The organism is Dactylosporangium sp. CS-033363 (assembly GCF_050942475.1).
In the GTDB taxonomy this organism is placed as follows: Bacteria; Actinomycetota; Actinomycetes; order Mycobacteriales; family Micromonosporaceae; genus Dactylosporangium.
On sequence record NZ_CP192032.1, the window covers coordinates 10,876,849 to 10,892,353 of the forward strand.

Below are 15,505 nucleotides of genomic sequence, written 5' to 3' on the forward strand. Positions count from 1 at the left end.
TCGTTCAGGTGCGGCACGGTTGCGCCGATGGTCTCAGCGTCACACGGATGAGACAGCACAGCGGGGGGCAAGGATGAACGGCAAGACGATCACCAAGGCGCTGACCATCGCCGGCCTGACCGGCACCGCCGGCCTGACGGCGCTGCTGGGTGCGGCCCCCGCCCACGCCACCACCACCGAGTCCGTCGCCTACGTGCGGGCCGGCGTGATCTACCGCAGCGCGGGCGCCACCGAGACGCGGCTGACCGAGGACGCGCTCAACGCCCGCCCCCGGTTCTCCCCGGACGGCACCGAGCTGGCCTACCTGCACGACGGCAAGGTCTGGGTGATGGACGCCGACGGCGCCAACAAGCACCAGGTCAGCGACCGCCCGGCCGGCGGCCCGGCCTGGTCTCCCGACGGCCGGTCGATCGCCTTCGCCGCGCTGTCCTGCACCGGCGGCCCGGGCGTCTTCCGCGTCCCCGCCGCCGGCGGCACCACCGAGGCGCTCTTCCCGGCGTCCTGCCGCGACCAGGAGCTGCCGCAGGTCGCCGCCGCCGAGTCCGTTTCTTCTCCGGCCGCCACCCTGGTCGACCGCCTGCGCACCGACGACGCCGTGGCCTGGTCCCCGGACGGCACCCAGATCGCCTTCCGCGGCGGCGAGTGCGAGAGCATCGCCGACAACTGCCTCAGCATCGGTACCGTCACCACCGGCCGCGAGCGCGCCATCGACGTCTACGGCGGCGGCGGCAACGGCACCAGCGGCTTCGGCGTGGTCCCGGCCTGGCGGGCGGACGGCAAGAAGGTCGCCTGGACGACGTACGCGGCCGACGGCACCGCGGTCGCGGTCACCGAGGCCAACAGCGACGGCTCGGGCCGCCACGCGGTCGGCAAGGCGGACGACCGCGAGCTGGTCTACACCGGCACCTCGACGGCCGTGCTGACGGGCGCGCTGAACGGGCACTCCTGGGTCACCGCGGTCGACCTGAGCACCGGCAAGCGCACCCCGCTCCACCAGGGCTCGCAGCCGACGGTCGCGCCGTAACCCGCACACGCGGCGCTGCCCCGGCCCCGCCCCGCGCGGACAGCGCCACCACCGCACCACCCCGCGCGGACAGCGCACCACCGCACCGCCCCGCGCGGACAGCGCCACCACCGCCCCGCCCCGCGCGGACAGCGCCACCACCGCCCCGCGCGGACACCGCACCACCGCCCCGCCCCGCGCGGACAGCGCCACCACCGCCCCGCGCGGACAGCGGTCGTGATCTCCCCCCGCGGCGCGATTCGCGAAAACTCCCATACCCGAAAAATCCGGATAAGTCGTGACGCGCCAGCGTCATGAGTTATCCGGATTTTTCGCTATTCGGACGGCGTAACAGCGCATGATGGCCCCTATGAGCCACCGGTCGTTGCCCGCCGCCACATTTTGTGCAGCCGCAATCATGCTCGGCGCCTGCGGCAGCGACGCGAAGCCGGCCACCAGCCCGAGCGCGGCCGCGGCCCACCCGACCGGGGACGTGCTGCTCGAAGTGCAAGACCTGCCCGACGGGTACGAGACCAGCCCGCCCGACGCCACCCCCGAGGTCAGCACGGCCGGCTCCCCCAGCGTCGAGGGCTGCGAGACGCTCCTCGACCTGTTCCGGGGCGGCGGGCCCACCGAGGCGCGGTTCGAGGCCGGCGCCACCGGGCCGTTCCTGGCCGAGAGCCTGGCCGACATCAACGACCTCGACGCCCTGGCCGCGAGGTGTCAGGCCTTCACGGACACCGACGGCGACGGGACCACGACCAGCGTGCTCGTCGAGAAGGTCGGGGACTTCCCGAAGGTCGGCGACAGCGAGCGGGTGTTCCGGATGGCGGCTCAGGGCGGTACCGGAGACGATGCCTTTGCTTTCAGCGGCTATCTCGTGCAACTCGGCGTCGGGCGTCTGACCTGCACGATCGTGCATTTCGGGCAGCCTGGCGTGGACCGGGGCGAAACCGAGTCGATCGCTCGGGCGGCGGTAACGAAGATCAGGCGACAACAATGAGGACATGCGGCTCGGCACCTTCAACCTCATGCACGGACGCTCGCTGACCGACGGGCTGGTCGAGACCGGCCGGATCGGCACGGCGATCGGGGAGCTCGACGCGGACGTGCTGGGGCTGCAGGAGGTGGATCGCGCCCAGCCGCGCAGCGGGCACGCCGACCTGGCCACGATCGCGGCCGAGGCGCTCGGCGCCCGGCACGCGATGTTCGTGCCGGCGGTGGTGGGCACACCCGGGGAGGCCTTCCGCGCCGCCACCGACGACGACTCCGACGGCGTCGACCCGCACTACGGCGTGGCCCTGGTCAGCCGCTATCCGGTGCTCTCGTGGCACATCACCCGGCTGCCCGCGGCTCCCCTGCGCGCCCCGATCATGATTCCCGGGCCGAAGCGCATGAACATCCTGCTGCTCGACGACGAGCCCCGGGTCCTGCTCGCGGCGGTGGTCGCGACGCCGCTCGGGCGCGTGACAATCGCCACCACCCACCTGTCGTTCGTGCCCGGCTGGAACGTCCGGCAGCTGCACCTGGTCCGGCGGGCACTGCGCCGGCTGCCCGCGCCGCGGATCCTGCTGGCAGACCTGAATCTTCCGGGCGGCCTGCCGCGACTGTTTTCCGGATGGCATCGATTGGCGGGGGTACCGACCTATCCCTCACCGGCCCCGCAGGTGCAGTTCGATCACGTTCTGGCCGATTCGCGGGGGATCGAGCGCCTGCCCCGGGTGCTCGGCGTCGACAGCCCCCGCCTGCCGTTCTCCGACCACCGACCTCTGGTTGTCACGTTGCGTGATCGGCCGGGCACGCTGCAAATCGATTAGGGCAGATTTAAATCCGAGCAAATTGCCAGGTTGCGACCGTTTGTCCGGTCGTGATTGCGAAGCGTGCTCGGATAACTACGATTCTTCGGCGCCTTGTAGATTAGGCGTTCGTTTGTTGGGATGCGTACCGTCAGTGATTTCCAACCGAAGGTACAAGGCCACTGAGGCCGCCGGGTCCGGAGGATTAGAGCCGTGAAAGGTCGCCACCGCCCAGCTGGGTCGTCGGGCGGAGCGCTGAAGCTGGGCGCTGCCGCCGTCGCCGTGCTCGTCGTCCTCGCCGGCAGCTGGTACGCGTTCAACAAGTACTCCAAGCCAGCCTGCGGCAACGCCGCCAAGCTCAGCATCGGCGCCACGGCCGACATCTCGCCCGCCCTGAAGCTGCAGGCGGCCGAGTGGTCCGAGCAGGCCAAGGACAACGGCAACTGCGTCGACATCGAGGTCTTCGACGAGGACCCGGCCGACGTGGCCGCGGCCCTGGCCGGCAAGGCCGACAAGTCGCTGACCGGCGTGGGCCAGGCCAACGGCAAGACCCGCATCCCGGACGTGTGGGTCGCCGACTCCTCGCTGTGGCTGCAGCGCATCCGCGCCGTCAACCCGGACAGCGTCAAGGCCGGCGCGCACTCGATCGCGCTGAGCCCCGTGGTGCTCGCGATGCCCGAGCCGGCCGCGACGAAGTTCGGCTGGCCGCAGAAGAACATCACGTACGCGGACCTGATCGCGAGCGTCGCCACCAACCAGGGCACCAAGATCGGCATCACCGAGCCGAGCCGGGACGCCACCGGCCTCGCCGGGCTGCTGACCCTGGCCAGCGTGGCCAAGCAGGCCGGCGGCGGCAACGCCACGCAGGCCACCCAGGTCGCCACCACCGCGCTGCGGGCCCTCGCGGCCGGCCGCTCGTCGGTGCGCTCGGACCTGATCCAGAAGTTCCCGCGGGGCAGCGACCAGCAGGCGATCAGCACCAGCCTGACCGTGGCCCCGCTGTCCGAGCAGGCGATCATCCAGTACAACGGGCAGCAGCCCCCGGTCCGGCTCGCCGCGATCTACGCGGAGCCGGCGGCGCCGCCGCTGGACTACCCGTACGTCGTGCTGAGCGCGGACAAGGCCAGCATGGCCGACGAGCTGCTCAAGTCGCTGCAGACCCAGGACTTCCGCGACAAGCTCGGCGCGGTCGGCCTGCGCGGCGCGGACGGCGCGCCCGGCAAGGGCTTCCAGACCCCGGCCAACGCGCCCGGCGCCCTCGCCGCCGCGGCCCCGCAGCTGCCCGACGCCGTCACGGTCGAGACGCTGCTGCAGCAGTGGCAGGCGATCACGCTGCCGGCCCGCATGCTGGCCGTGCTCGACGTCTCCGGCTCGATGCTGGAGCCGGTGCCGACGGCCGGCAACGCGACCCGCATGCAGGTGACGCTGGAGGCGGCCCGCAAGGGCATGGCGCTCTTCGACGACTCCTGGTCGCTGGGCGTGTGGACGTTCTCGACGCTGCTCGACGGCCAGAAGGACTACAAGCAGCTGGTCCCGATCGGTCCGCTGGTATCGCAGCGGGCCCAGCTCCTGCAGGCCCTGGGCACCGTCCAGCCGAAGCGCAACGGTGACACCGGCCTCTACGACACCATTCTGGCGGCGTACAAGGCGGTCCAGAACGGGTACGAGAGCGGCCGGGTCAACTCGATCATCGTGATGACCGACGGCGAGAACGACGACCCCGCCGGCGGCCTGAAGCTCGAGGAGCTCATCGCCCAGCTCAAGGCGGCGGCCGACCCGGCCAAGCCGATCCAGATCATCCTGATCGGCATCGGCGACAAGGTCGGCGAGGCGGCCATGCGCCAGATCACCGACGCGGTCGGCGGCGGCACCTTCGTCGCGCCGGACCCGTCGAAGATCGGCGACATCTTCCTGCAGGCCATCTCGCTGCGCGGGCAGCTCGCCCAGAAGAAGTAGCTACCAGCGCGCCTTTCGCGCCTGCGCCTCGTACAGCAGGATCGAGGCCGAGACGGAAACGTTCAGCGAGTCGCCGGACCCGAGCATGGGGACGGCGACTCGCTGGTATCCGCGGCCGTACCAGCCCTTGGCGATGCCGTACCGCTCGCTGCCCACGACCAGCGCCGTGCGCCCCGAGTAGTCGGCCTGCCGGTAGTTGACCGCGTCGTCGGTGTCGGCCAGCAGCACGGTGAAGCGCCGCGATTCCAGCCACGCGACGGCCTCGTCCACGGTTTCGAACTCCAGCGTCGGTACCGTCAGAATCGTGCCCTGACTCGCCCGGATCACCTTCGGATGGGTGAGCCGCGTCTTGCGGTTCGTCAGCACCAGGCAGTCGGCCCCGCACGCGTCGAGCGAGCGGATCAGCGTGCCCAGGTTGCCCGGGATCTCCAGCCCGTCGGCCACCAGGACCAGGCCCGTCCTGCCCAGGCGCAGGTCGCGCTCGTCCCAGCGGGGCAGCGCGGCCAGCGACAGCAGCCCGTCGGGCTTGTCCCGCTCGGAGATCTTCTCCAGCGTGCGCAGGGAGATGCGGAACGAGCGCTCGGCTCGCTCCGCGATCTCCTCGGCCCGCTTGTGGGCCTCGTCGGCGTAGATCGCCTCCGGGCACCAGAAGAACGTGTCGATCGGGGCTCCGGCCTCCAGCAGCATGTTGTGCGCCCAGAGCCCCTCGGCGACAAACAGCTTGTAGCGGTTCGGCGCGGTGTTGTTCTGGATGTGCTGCACCTGGCGGACGGCCGGATGCTGGAGCCCGACGGCCTGTACTTCCATCACAAACTGACGGTAGCCGACAGCTCCTCCGCCTCGGAGATGGACCAGTCGCGCACGTTGCCGGCCGCCGTGAGGTCGGCCCGCACGTCCTGCAGCGTGCCCACCGGCCCGGCCACCTCCAGCTTGGCCACCTCGGCCTTCATCGACTGCTGGGCGGCCGACTTGGCCCGCCGGATCGCCCCCAGCACCGCCGCCGCGACCAGGAACGGCGCGGTGTCGGCCGCGGCCGGCGGCGTCGGCCAGGCCGCCCGGTGGATCGAGCCCTCCTGCCACCACGACCAGACCTCTTCGGCCACATAGGGCAAGAACGGAGCAAGCAGCCGTTGTACCGCCGACAGCGCGATCGCCAGCGCCGCTCGCGCCGACTCCACTTCGGACGGTGCCGCCTCGCCGTACGCGCGCGCCTTCACCAGCTCCACGTAGTCGTCGCAGAACGTCCAGAAGAACTGCTCGGTCACCTCGAGCGCCCGCGCGTAGTCGAACTGCTCGAACGCGGTCGTCGCCTCGGCCACCACAGTGGACAGTGCGCCGAGCAGCGCCCGGTCCACCGGCTCGGTCACCTTCGCCGGATCGGGGCTCTCCTGTCCGAAGCCCAGCACGAACCGGCTGGCGTTGAGCAGCTTCACGGCCAGCCGCCGGCCCACCTTGAACACGTTGGTGTCCAGCGCGGTGTCCACCCCGCGGCGGGCGCTGCCGGCCCAGTACCGGATCGCGTCGGAGCCGAACTGCGCCACCAGCTCCTCGGGCGAGTCCTTGGCGTTGTCTTTCGACTTCGACAGCTTCTTGCGGTCCGGGTCGAGAATCCAGCCGGCGATGGCCGCGTGCTTCCACGGCAGCACCCCGTGCTCGAACTGCGCCCGCAGCACCGTGGTGAACAGCCAGGTCCGGATGATCTCGTGCGCCTGCGGCCGCATGGCCATCGGGAACACCAGCGCGAACAGTTCCGGGTCGTCCAGCCAGGCCCCGGCGATCTGCGGGGTGAGCGAGGACGTGGCCCAGGTGTCCATCACGTCCGGGTCGCCGACGAACCCGCCGGGCATCCCCCGGTCGATCTCCTCGTACCCCGGCGGCGTGTCACTGCTCGGGTCCATCGGGAGGGACTCCGGCACGATCGGGTCGTCGTACATGGGGTTGGCGTCGGCGTCCAGGCGGTACCAGAGCGGAATCGGAACGCCGAAGAACCGCTGCCGGCTGATCACCCAGTCGCCGGTCAGCCCCTCGACCCAGTGCTCGTAGCGGGTCCGCATGTGCGCCGGCTCCCACTCGAGCTCCCGCCCGCGCCGCAGCATGATCTCGCGCAGCTCCGGCGTCCGCGCGCCGTTGCGGATGTACCACTGCCGGGTCGCCACGATCTCGACCGGCCGGTCGCCCTTCTCGTAGAACTTCACCGCGTGCGTGATCGGCTTCGGCTCCCCGTCGAGCTCGCCGGAGGAGCGCAGCAGGGCCACGATCTTCTCCCGCGCCTGGTTCACCGTCAGCCCGGCCACCGGCGCGTAGAGCTCCTCGTCCACCCCGTCCGGCGGCTGCAGCCCGAGCCGCCCGTTGCGCTGCATCACGGTGCGGGTCGGCAGGTCGAGCTCCCGCCACCAGGTCACGTCGGTCAGGTCGCCGAACGTGCACACCATCACCAGCCCGCTGCCCTTCTCGGGGTCGGCCAGGTGGTGGGCCAGCAGCGGAACCTCCACATTGAACAGTGGAGTCCGCACGGTACTGCCGAAATGCTCCTTGTACCGCGCGTCCGTCGGGTGCGCCACCAGCGCCACGCACGCCGGCAACAGCTCGGGCCGGGTGGTCTCGATGAAGAACTCGCCGAACTTGATCCGGTGGTAGGCGCCGGGCCGCTCGCGGTCCTCCAGCTCGGCCTGGGCCACCGCGGTCCCGAAGGACACGTCCCAGAGCGTCGGCCCGTCCAGCGGGTACGCCTCGCCGCGCTTCAGGCTGTTGAGGAATCCGCGCTGCGCGGTGGCGCGGGCTCGGTCGCCGATCGTGGTGTACAGATGCGTCCAGTCGACGGAGAGCCCGACCAGCTTCCAGAGCCGCTCGTAGGACTGCTCGTCCATCTCCGTCTGCCGCTGACACAGCTCGATGAAATTCCGCCGGCTGACCAGCACGCGTTCCTTGCCGGGCTTTTTCGGCGGTTCGAATTCCGCGTCGTACGGCAGCGTCGGATCGCACTGCACCCCGAACGTGAGCTGCACCCGGCGCTCGGTCGGCAGCCCGTTGTCGTCCCACCCCATCGGGTAGAACACGTCCCGCCCGCGCATACGCTGATACCGGGCGATGATGTCGGTCTGCGTGTACGAGAACACGTGCCCGATGTGCAACGCTCCGCTCACGGTCGGCGGCGGCGTGTCAATGGAGAACACGTTCTCGCGCGCGGCCGTGCGATCGAACCGGTACGTGCCCTCTACCTCCCATACGCCCGCCCACTTCTCCTCGAGGCCGTCGAGACTGGGACGCTGCGGAATACGGTCGGTTTCAGACATGCATCCGATGCTATGACCGCCGCCGGTCAGGCACCTCTCAATTCCTGTAGCGATCGCGGCTTTTGTCCGGTTAGCGCCTCGACGTCGCCGGTGACCTCTTCGAGCTCGCCGTTGGCGATCGCCTCGTACGACGTCACCCACCCGGCGACCTCGAACGCGGGCGCGTTGTAGTGCGCCCGGGAGGCGTACGCCTCTTCCACGGTCTCGGGCACGTACCGCAGATGCAGGACCTCGGCCGCTTCCTGCAGGCTGAACGCTTCCGGCCCGGTGAGGGTGAACGTCTCCCCGTCTCTGGGGTTCTCCAGCACGGCCACAGCGGCGGCCGCGACGTCGTCGTAGGAGACCGCGGCAAGCCGCCCGGTTCCGCCGGGCCCCTTGATCACGCCGAGCTCGTCGGCGAGCCGCGGAATCATCTCCATGTAGAGGTTGTCGCGAAGAAAGGTGAACTTGAGCCCGGTCTCGCGAATGTACTGCTCCGTGTACCAGTGATCCCGCCCGAACGTGAACGTACAGTCGGGCGCGGCCCCGGCGAAGCTGAGGTAGACGATGCGCTGAACGCCGGCCTGCACCGCGGCGTCCACGGCCGTCTCGTGCGTCTTCCGCCGGTTCGCATCCTCCCGCCCGGACACCAGGAACAGCGTGTCTGCTCCTTCCAGCGCCTTCGCCATGCCCGTTTTATCGGCATATTCTGCGAACTTGACCGTTTTATCGGTTTCTGGCGCCTTCTTGGGTTCTCTCACCAGCAGTGTGTGCGGTTTCTGCAGGAGCTTGGCGACCCGACCCCCGACCTGCCCGGATGCTCCGGTAACGACGATCATGCCGACAGTATGCGCCTGCCTGGACGGCGTATGACGGACGTCGTACATTGGGGTTGTGCCTTACCGATGGTGGCCGGCGACCCTGGCGGCTCTCACCGGGATAGAACCAGCCGAGGCCCTCCAGGCCCTCAACGCCGACCGCCGCCTGCCAAGGTCCGGCATCGCGTTGGGCCTTCCGGTCCTCAGCGTCTGGGCACGCACCGAGGCGGGACGTCCCCTGATCGTCGTCCTGCGTCACGAAGGCGGCCTGGAGTGGATGATTGTCGGAGCCTTGGACATGACACCAGCCCAGTTGGCCGAGTACGAGGCATGGGAGGCCAGTCATGCGACCAAGTGACGACCAGCTGGACCAGCTGGCCTTGGCAGTAGCCGCGGGCAACATCACCTACACGGACGAGCCGGTCGCCCTACCCCCCAAGCCGGACGGCGAGACGATGGCCGTGTATTCGGTACGGCTCCCTACGGACACGGCGGAGCAACTGGCCTCGGTCGCCGCCTCGAAGGGCGTGAAGCCCTCTACCTTGATGCGCCAGATGATCGAGCAGTGCCTGGCCACGGAGGCCAACGACCACCCGATCTCATTGGCGGACGCCTTGCGCGCCCTGACCACCCTCCGCCCAGCCGCCTGACTCAACGCAGCATCAAGTCCTGCATGTCGATCCGGATCGCGCACGGGACCGGGGGACGTGGGGGCCTGCGACGGCGGGGCCGTCGTGTCGGTCACCTCGACCGACGGGGAGCCGCGGTGCAGCCAGGACTTGACCGTGCCCTCGGCGGCGCCCTCCTGGCGGGCGATTTCGGCGATCGGCAGGTCGGCCAGGTTTGCAGCCGGACGACAGCCGCGGAGAGGAAAAGGAAAGTTGATTCACCTGCGGTGAATTGTGTGAAGCAAGTTGTATTGCGGTAGCGGGGAATTGAACCACGCGGAATGCAGGCAAAATGCGTCACTCGAATGGGTGGTTCGGCACCGGTCGATCGATATCAGGGCCATGGTGCTTTGCTTTGTGCACGTGCACGCCCGAGAATTCTGGTGTTCGTTGAGGCCCCACCGCGAAAGGTGGTTCAACCAACCGTGGGCTACTCGCAGGCCGGCGTGGTCGCCGCGCAGCAGGTCGTGTCCCATCACCTTCCGTCCCTCGACGGCGAGCGCTGCTCTGCCTGCGGGGACGCCTTCCCGTGTGCGTTTCGGCGGCACGCCGACGACACGCTCAACGCGTACGGGCTGCTGCCCCGTCGCCTTCCCGGAGCGGCGCTGCGGGCGGCCGGGGTGCCGGTACACAATGAGCAACCAGCCGAACGGAAGCGCTTCTGGGCGACCAGAAATCAGCGTGGCTGGTTCGACGCCGTGATCAATCCCGCGGTCGGGCGGGCGCAGGTTCCGAGTTACTTCAGGGCGAGCGGGGAGGGGTAGCCCCGCCACTCGGCGGCCGGGCGCTTCCACGGCTCGTGCACCGCTTTGCCCGCGATGCCGGCGAGCTCGGGGACATAGCGGCGCACGTAGTCGCCGGTCGGGTCGAAGCGCTCGGCCTGGCGCAGTGGACTGAATCGCCGGTACGGCTTCGTGTCGTTGCCCGTGCCGGCGACCCACTGCCAGTTGCCGTAATTGTTGGCCACGTCGCCGTCGAGCAGTAGGTCGAAGAAGTGGTCGCCGCCGGCTCGCCAGTCCTGGGCGAGGTGCTTGGTGAGGTACGACGCGGTAATCAGCCGCGCGCGGTTGTGCATCCAGCCCTCGGCGAGCAGCTGGCGCATTCCGGCGTCGACGATCGGAACGCCGGTGTGGCCCTCGCGCCAGGCCTGCAGCGCGTCCTTCTCGTCGCGCCAGCTGTCCTCGGCGTTCGGGCGGTACGGCTTGTGCCGCAGCTCCGGAAACGCCCACAACACCTGGTGATAGAAGTCCCGCCAGCACAGCTGCCGGATGAACGGCTCCGCGCCCTCGCGATCGCGCGCCCGTTCCACGAGCTCGCGCGGCGACAGGCAGCCGAAGTGCAGGTACGGGCTCAGCCGCGAAGTCCCGTCGCCGGCGAGGTCGTCGTGCATGTCGCCGTACGACGGGAGCTCGGAAAGCCAGGAGGACAGGCGCTTGCGGGCCGCGGTCTCGCCCTCCGCGCCGGTGGACGCCGAGAACCAGGAGCGGGGCAGGTCGGGCGGCAATGCGATCGAACGCGGCGCGCCCAGCACGTCCCGCCACGAGGCGGCCTGCCACGCGCGGTAGTACGGGGTGAACACCTTGTAGTGCGAGCCGCCGCCGCCCGGGCGCACCTCCGACGGCGGCAGGACCGTCACGCCGGGGAAGGTCTTGAACGCCAGACGTTCATCTGCGCACGCCTCGGCCAGCCGGGTCTCGCGGGAACGCGCATAGCCGCTCACGTCGGCCGTCACCGCGATCGCCGTGGCGCCGACCTTCTTGGCCACTCGAACGGCCTCGCGCACCGGATCGCCGCGCAGTTCGGCCAGGTCGCCGCCGCGCTCGCGCAGCGCGTTGCGCAGGTCGGCCAGCGCCCCGGCCAGGAACTTCCGCCGGTTGTCGCCCGAAGCGAGCGCCGGATCGTGCACGAACAGGGGCAGCACGTGCTCGAATGCGCGCACCGACGAGGCGAGTGCGGGGTTGTCGTGCACGCGCAGGTCGCGCGTGAAGAGCACGACGCACGTGCTCATGCGACGGTACCGCGCAGATCGAGCACCGCCGACCCGTCCCGCTGCTGCGGAATCTCCACTGTGGACGGCGCCGGCACCGGGGTGCCCGGGCGGGCCAGCACGCAGGCGAGCGCGACCGCCAGCCGCTTGGCCTTCGGCACCGTGGCCCGCCGCGCGAAGACGTCGGCGTCCTGCGCCTCGACCTCGTCCAGGATTCCGCCGTACAGCCGATACGCCGCCCGCATGCACGCCTGCGAGGCGGGCGCGAGCATCGGGATGCCCGGCGCGGCGAGTGCGTAGTGTCGGCGGGCGCGGCTCATCTGGTACCGGATGAGGCTCTTGATCTTCTCCGAACTTCGCTTGGTGGCGAGCGCCTCCTGCAGGTCGGCGCGGGTGACGCCGAACTGCGCGAGGTCCTGCTGGGGCAGGTAGATGCGCCCGCGCTCGAGGTCCTCGGCCACGTCCCGGATGAAGTTGGTGAGCTGGAAGGCCAGGCCGAGCTGCCGGGCGGGCTCGCGGGCGGCCGCGCGGTCGGACGACTCGAGGATCGGCAGCATCATGGTGCCGATCACCGCCGCCGAGCCCTCCATGTAGTCGAGGAGGTCCTCATAGGTCTCGTACTGCGTGACGGTGAGGTCCATCGCCATGCTGTCGAGGAACTTGCGGAAGTCCTCGAGGTCGATGTCGAAGACCTGGATGGTGTGCAGGACGGCCGGCAGCAGCGGGTCGTCGGTGTGCCCGCCGCGCAGCCCGCGCAGGAACTCGGCCGACCACGCGGACAGCTCGGCGGCGCGCTCCTCCGGCGTGCGGCCGGGGCCCTCGGTGCGGTCCACGATCTCGTCGGCGTACCGGGTGAATCCGTACAACGCGTGCACATGCCGGCGTTTCCAGGCGGGCAGGAGCCGGGTGGCGAGGTAGTACGTGCGACCGTGGAAGCGATGCAACGCCCGGCACCGCTCGTAGGCGGCGGCTAGTGACGCATCCATCTGACCTCCAGGTCTACCGCAAATCGACGCACGAATCGACGCAAGGTTGAGCCTACGCTACGCTTGTCAAGGCAGCTACCCGAAACGCACAGGGGGACACCATGCGAACCGTTGAAGGCCGGACGGATCGCGTGATCGTCGTCGGTGCCGGCCTGGGGGGACTCGCCGCGGCGATCCGCCTCGCGGCCGCCGGGCGCAGCGTCACCCTGCTCGAGCGGGAGGACCAGCCCGGCGGCCGCGCAGGGCGGCTCGTCCTGGACGGCTACGAGTTCGACACCGGGCCGACCGTGCTCACCATGCCGGAGCTGCTCGCCGACCTGCTCGGCACCGTCGGCGAGGACCTGGCCGCCTGGCTGCCGATGGAGAAGCTGGATCCGGCGTACCGCGCCCACTTCCCCGACGGCTCCACGCTGGACGTCATCGCGGACACCGCGCGGATGGCCGGCGAGGTGGCGCGGGTGTGCGGATCGCGGGAGGCCGACGGGTACCTCCGCTTCGTCGACCACGCCCGCGAGCTCTGGGCCCTGGAGCGCGACGACTTCATCGACCGCAACCTCGACCGGCCGCGCGACCTGGTCACCGCCAACCTGTGGAAGCTGGCCCGCCGCGGCGGGTTCGGCCGGCTGCAGTCCAAGGTGGACTCCTACTTCAAGGACCCGCGGACCCGGCGCATCTTCTCGTTCCAGGCGATGTATGCCGGCGTGGCGCCGCACCAGGCCCTCGCGCTCTATGCGGTCATCGCCTATCTCGATTCAGTCGCCGGGGTGTACTTCCCCCGCGGCGGCATCCACGCCGTGTCCCGCGCGCTCGCGGGGGTGGCCGAGAAGCACGGCGTCGACATCGTCTACGGCGCCGAGGTGAGCCGCGTCGAGACCGCCAACGGCCGCGCGACCGGCGTGACGACGGCGGACGGCCGCCGGTTCGACGCGGACGTCGTGGTGCTCAATCCCGACCTTCCCGTCGCGTACCGTGACCTGCTCCCGCCCACCCGCTGGCGCAACCCGCTGCTGGGCGAGCTGCGGTACTCCCCGTCGTGCGTGGTGCTGCACGTCGGCTCCAGCCAGGCGTACGGCGCGATCGCGCACCACAACATCCACTTCGGACGGTCGTGGCGCGAGACCTTCGACGAGGTCATCAACCAGGGCCGGCTGATGAGCGACCCGTCGATTCTGGTCACCAACCCCACGCGCACCGACCCGTCGCTCGCGCCCGAGGGCCGCCAGACCTACTACGTGCTCGCACCGACGCCCAACCTGACCGCGAAGCTGCTGGACTGGCGGGGCTCGCTCGCCGGGACGTACCGCAGCGAGCTGGTCGACACGCTGGAGCAGCGGGGGTACCTCGGGTTCGGCGCCGGCATCGAGGTGTCGAAGTTCATCACCCCGGCCGACTGGGCCGATCAGGGCATGGCCGCCGGCACCCCGTTCGCGGCCGCGCACACCCTGCGCCAGACCGGCCCCTTCCGGCCGGGCAACCTCCACCCCACACTGTCCAATGTGGTCTTCGTCGGTTCGGGCACCCAGCCCGGCGTCGGAGTGCCCATGGTGCTCATCTCCGGCCGCCTCGCGGCGAGCCGTGTCACGGGGGAGTCCTAGCACTTGTCACGCGAACAACAGCTGGTCGAGCTCGTCGCCACCGACGGCCGCGCCGCGGGCAGCGCGACCGTCGAGGCCGCCCACCAGGCTCCGGGCCGGCTCCACCGCGCCTTCTCGGTGCTGCTGGTGGCGCCCGACGGCCGGCTCCTGCTCCAGCAGCGCGCCGCGGCCAAGACCCGGTTCGCGCTGCGCTGGGCCAACACCTGCTGCGGTCACCCGGCCCCCGGCGAGCCCGTCGTCGCCGCGGCCGCCCGCCGGCTGGGCGAGGAGCTGGGGGTCTCCGCACCGCTGACCGAGGTTGGCGTGTACCTCTACCAAGCCGAGGATCCGGATTCCGGCCGGGTCGAGTACGAGTACGACCACGTGCTCACCGGCCCGTTCGAGGGTCCCGTCGACGCGGACCCGGCCGAGGTGGCCGAGACCGACTGGGTGACGCCGGACGAGCTCGCCGCCCGGATCCGCCGGTTCCCCGACTTCTACGCGCCCTGGCTGGCCGGGGTGCTCGACGCCTGGCGGTCAGCCCGGTCATGAACGGCGCCGCCTACTCGGCCGGAGCCGTGGCACGCCGGCTCGGCGTCGCCGTGACCACCCTGCGCACGTGGCATCAGCGCTACGGGATGGGTCCGTCGCTGCACGAGCCGGGGCATCATCGCCGGTACACCGAGCAGGACATCCAGCGCCTCGAGCTGATGCAGCGCCTGATCGTCGAGGGGGTCGCCCCGGCCGAAGCGGCCCGCTGGGCGCGGCGCCCGGCCGCCTCCTTCGTGGCCGAACCGGTGCCGAACCTGACCGCGGCCGTCCGCGGGCTGAGCCGGGCCGCGCTGCGCCTGGACGCCCCGGCTGTGCGGCAGCGCATCGCCGAGGCCGTCCGCGAGCACGGGGTGGTCACGGCCTGGGACGGCGTGCTGCGGCCCGTGCTGGCCGGGATCGGCGAGCGGTACGCCGCGACGGGTGAACTGATCGAGGTCGAGCACATGATCTCGGGGAGCATCTCGGCGGTGCTGGGGGCGGTGCCGCGGCCGCCTCTGGGGGTACCGGTGCAGATCCTTCTGTCCTGTGCGGACGAGGAGCAGCACAGCCTGCCGATAGAGGCGGTCGCGGCGGCCCTGGCGGCCGACGGGGTGCCGAGCCGCTCGCTGGGGGCGCGGGTGCCGCCGGCCGCGCTGCTGGCCGCGGTGCGCCGGACCGGCCCCGACGCCGTCCTGCTCTGGTCGCACTCGCCGGGCACCGGGGCGCCCGAACAGCTCGAGGCGCTCCTGGCCGAGCGGACCCGCCCCGTTGTGGTCGCCGCGGGCGGCCCCGGATGGCCTCGTCCGTTCGTACCATCTGGGGTCGTCTGTCCGGACAGCCTGGGCGAGGCGTTGGCGACGCTGACTTCGGTACTCGACCAAACCTCTGCGTAAAACGGCCTTGCGCGTCCACTC

15 protein-coding genes are annotated in these 15,505 nt (G+C 70.7%); 10 read left to right on the forward strand and 5 right to left on the reverse strand.

Features of this window, described 5'->3' with window-relative positions; genetic code table 11:
• The first annotated feature begins 73 nt into the window (after positions 1-73).
• The 4 genes from ACQPZ4_RS50225 to ACQPZ4_RS50240 all read left to right on the forward strand — a co-directional run bounded on the left by ACQPZ4_RS50225 (position 74) and on the right by ACQPZ4_RS50240 (position 4,755).
• Positions 74-1,024 (forward strand): TolB family protein, encoded by a 951-nt coding sequence (locus ACQPZ4_RS50225; protein ID WP_433053682.1) that lies wholly within the window; start codon positions 74-76, stop codon positions 1,022-1,024.
• Positions 1,025-1,373: 349 nt separating this feature from the next.
• Positions 1,374-2,006, forward strand: coding sequence for a hypothetical protein (locus ACQPZ4_RS50230; protein ID WP_433053685.1), 633 nt, complete (start codon positions 1,374-1,376; stop codon positions 2,004-2,006).
• Between the two features lie 4 nt (positions 2,007-2,010).
• Complete coding sequence (locus tag ACQPZ4_RS50235; RefSeq protein WP_433053688.1) at positions 2,011-2,820, forward strand: endonuclease/exonuclease/phosphatase family protein; 810 nt, start codon at positions 2,011-2,013, stop codon at positions 2,818-2,820.
• Positions 2,821-3,012: 192 nt separating this feature from the next.
• Positions 3,013-4,755 carry a VWA domain-containing protein gene (locus ACQPZ4_RS50240; protein ID WP_433053691.1) on the forward strand — a complete coding sequence of 581 codons (1,743 nt, stop codon included), beginning with the start codon at positions 3,013-3,015 and terminating at the stop codon, positions 4,753-4,755.
• Here the strand turns inward: ACQPZ4_RS50240 and ACQPZ4_RS50245 are convergent, their stop codons facing one another.
• Genes ACQPZ4_RS50245 through ACQPZ4_RS50255 form a run of 3 tightly spaced genes read right to left on the reverse strand, consistent with a single transcriptional unit; the run spans position 4,756 to position 8,866 of the window.
• On the reverse strand, positions 4,756-5,562 hold the full coding sequence (locus ACQPZ4_RS50245) for a TrmH family RNA methyltransferase (RefSeq protein ID WP_433067096.1): 807 nt from the start codon (positions 5,560-5,562) through the stop codon (positions 4,756-4,758).
• Complete coding sequence (gene valS / locus ACQPZ4_RS50250; protein ID WP_433053694.1) at positions 5,562-8,048, reverse strand: valine--tRNA ligase; 2,487 nt, start codon at positions 8,046-8,048, stop codon at positions 5,562-5,564. The genes ACQPZ4_RS50245 and valS overlap by 1 nt, the downstream gene beginning before the upstream one ends.
• A gap of 26 nt (positions 8,049-8,074) precedes the next feature.
• Complete coding sequence (locus tag ACQPZ4_RS50255) at positions 8,075-8,866, reverse strand: SDR family oxidoreductase (protein WP_433053697.1); 792 nt, start codon at positions 8,864-8,866, stop codon at positions 8,075-8,077.
• 55 nt (positions 8,867-8,921) lie between these two features.
• On the opposite strand from ACQPZ4_RS50255, the gene ACQPZ4_RS50260 reads away from it, so the two are divergent.
• The 3 genes from ACQPZ4_RS50260 to ACQPZ4_RS50270 all read left to right on the forward strand — a co-directional run bounded on the left by ACQPZ4_RS50260 (position 8,922) and on the right by ACQPZ4_RS50270 (position 10,277).
• A complete protein-coding gene (locus ACQPZ4_RS50260; protein WP_433053700.1) occupies positions 8,922-9,203 on the forward strand; it encodes a hypothetical protein in 282 nt (93 codons plus the stop codon).
• Complete coding sequence (locus ACQPZ4_RS50265) at positions 9,190-9,495, forward strand: CopG family transcriptional regulator (protein WP_433053703.1); 306 nt, start codon at positions 9,190-9,192, stop codon at positions 9,493-9,495. Before ACQPZ4_RS50260 ends, ACQPZ4_RS50265 begins: the two co-directional genes overlap by 14 nt.
• Positions 9,496-9,938: 443 nt before the next feature.
• Entirely contained in the window at positions 9,939-10,277 is a 339-nt protein-coding gene (locus tag ACQPZ4_RS50270; RefSeq protein WP_433053706.1) for a hypothetical protein, read from the forward strand.
• On the opposite strand, the gene ACQPZ4_RS50275 is transcribed toward ACQPZ4_RS50270, so the two are convergent.
• Together ACQPZ4_RS50275 and ACQPZ4_RS50280 are read right to left on the reverse strand one after the other, a co-directional pair.
• On the reverse strand, positions 10,250-11,521 hold the full coding sequence (locus ACQPZ4_RS50275; RefSeq protein WP_433053709.1) for a cryptochrome/photolyase family protein: 1,272 nt from the start codon (positions 11,519-11,521) through the stop codon (positions 10,250-10,252). The genes ACQPZ4_RS50270 and ACQPZ4_RS50275 overlap by 28 nt on opposite strands.
• Complete coding sequence (locus ACQPZ4_RS50280; RefSeq protein ID WP_433053713.1) at positions 11,518-12,486, reverse strand: phytoene/squalene synthase family protein; 969 nt, start codon at positions 12,484-12,486, stop codon at positions 11,518-11,520. Before ACQPZ4_RS50280 ends, ACQPZ4_RS50275 begins: the two co-directional genes overlap by 4 nt.
• Positions 12,487-12,587: 101 nt before the next feature.
• Here ACQPZ4_RS50280 and crtI point away from each other — a divergent pair, with 101 nt between their 5' ends.
• From crtI to ACQPZ4_RS50295, 3 genes are read left to right on the forward strand one after another with little or no spacing between them, the layout of a single operon-like run.
• Positions 12,588-14,081, forward strand: coding sequence for a phytoene desaturase family protein (gene crtI / locus ACQPZ4_RS50285; RefSeq protein WP_433053716.1), 1,494 nt, complete (start codon positions 12,588-12,590; stop codon positions 14,079-14,081).
• Positions 14,082-14,084: 3 nt separating this feature from the next.
• Positions 14,085-14,612, forward strand: coding sequence for an isopentenyl-diphosphate Delta-isomerase (idi, locus tag ACQPZ4_RS50290; RefSeq protein ID WP_433053719.1), 528 nt, complete (start codon positions 14,085-14,087; stop codon positions 14,610-14,612).
• Positions 14,609-15,484: a MerR family transcriptional regulator gene (locus tag ACQPZ4_RS50295; protein WP_433053722.1), complete on the forward strand. Its 876-nt coding sequence runs from the start codon at positions 14,609-14,611 to the stop codon at positions 15,482-15,484. The genes idi and ACQPZ4_RS50295 overlap by 4 nt, the downstream gene beginning before the upstream one ends.
• The last annotated feature ends 21 nt before the right edge of the window (positions 15,485-15,505 follow it).

Bases quoted from the DNA above. Each gene is read 5' to 3' on its own strand.
- ACQPZ4_RS50225 (WP_433053682.1), top strand. From the start codon at position 74: ATGAACGGCAAGACGATCACCAAGGCGCTGACCATCGCCGGCCTGACC.
- ACQPZ4_RS50295 (WP_433053722.1), top strand. From the start codon at position 14,609: ATGAACGGCGCCGCCTACTCGGCCGGAGCCGTGGCACGCCGGCTCGGC.
- ACQPZ4_RS50235 (WP_433053688.1), top strand. From the start codon at position 2,011: ATGCGGCTCGGCACCTTCAACCTCATGCACGGACGCTCGCTGACCGAC.
- ACQPZ4_RS50280 (WP_433053713.1), bottom strand. From the start codon at position 12,486: ATGGATGCGTCACTAGCCGCCGCCTACGAGCGGTGCCGGGCGTTGCAT.
- ACQPZ4_RS50245 (WP_433067096.1), bottom strand. From the start codon at position 5,562: ATGGAAGTACAGGCCGTCGGGCTCCAGCATCCGGCCGTCCGCCAGGTG.
- crtI (WP_433053716.1), top strand. From the start codon at position 12,588: ATGCGAACCGTTGAAGGCCGGACGGATCGCGTGATCGTCGTCGGTGCC.
- ACQPZ4_RS50275 (WP_433053709.1), bottom strand. From the start codon at position 11,521: ATGAGCACGTGCGTCGTGCTCTTCACGCGCGACCTGCGCGTGCACGAC.
- ACQPZ4_RS50255 (WP_433053697.1), bottom strand. From the start codon at position 8,866: ATGATCGTCGTTACCGGAGCATCCGGGCAGGTCGGGGGTCGGGTCGCC.
- ACQPZ4_RS50265 (WP_433053703.1), top strand. From the start codon at position 9,190: ATGCGACCAAGTGACGACCAGCTGGACCAGCTGGCCTTGGCAGTAGCC.
- valS (WP_433053694.1), bottom strand. From the start codon at position 8,048: ATGTCTGAAACCGACCGTATTCCGCAGCGTCCCAGTCTCGACGGCCTC.
- ACQPZ4_RS50230 (WP_433053685.1), top strand. From the start codon at position 1,374: ATGAGCCACCGGTCGTTGCCCGCCGCCACATTTTGTGCAGCCGCAATC.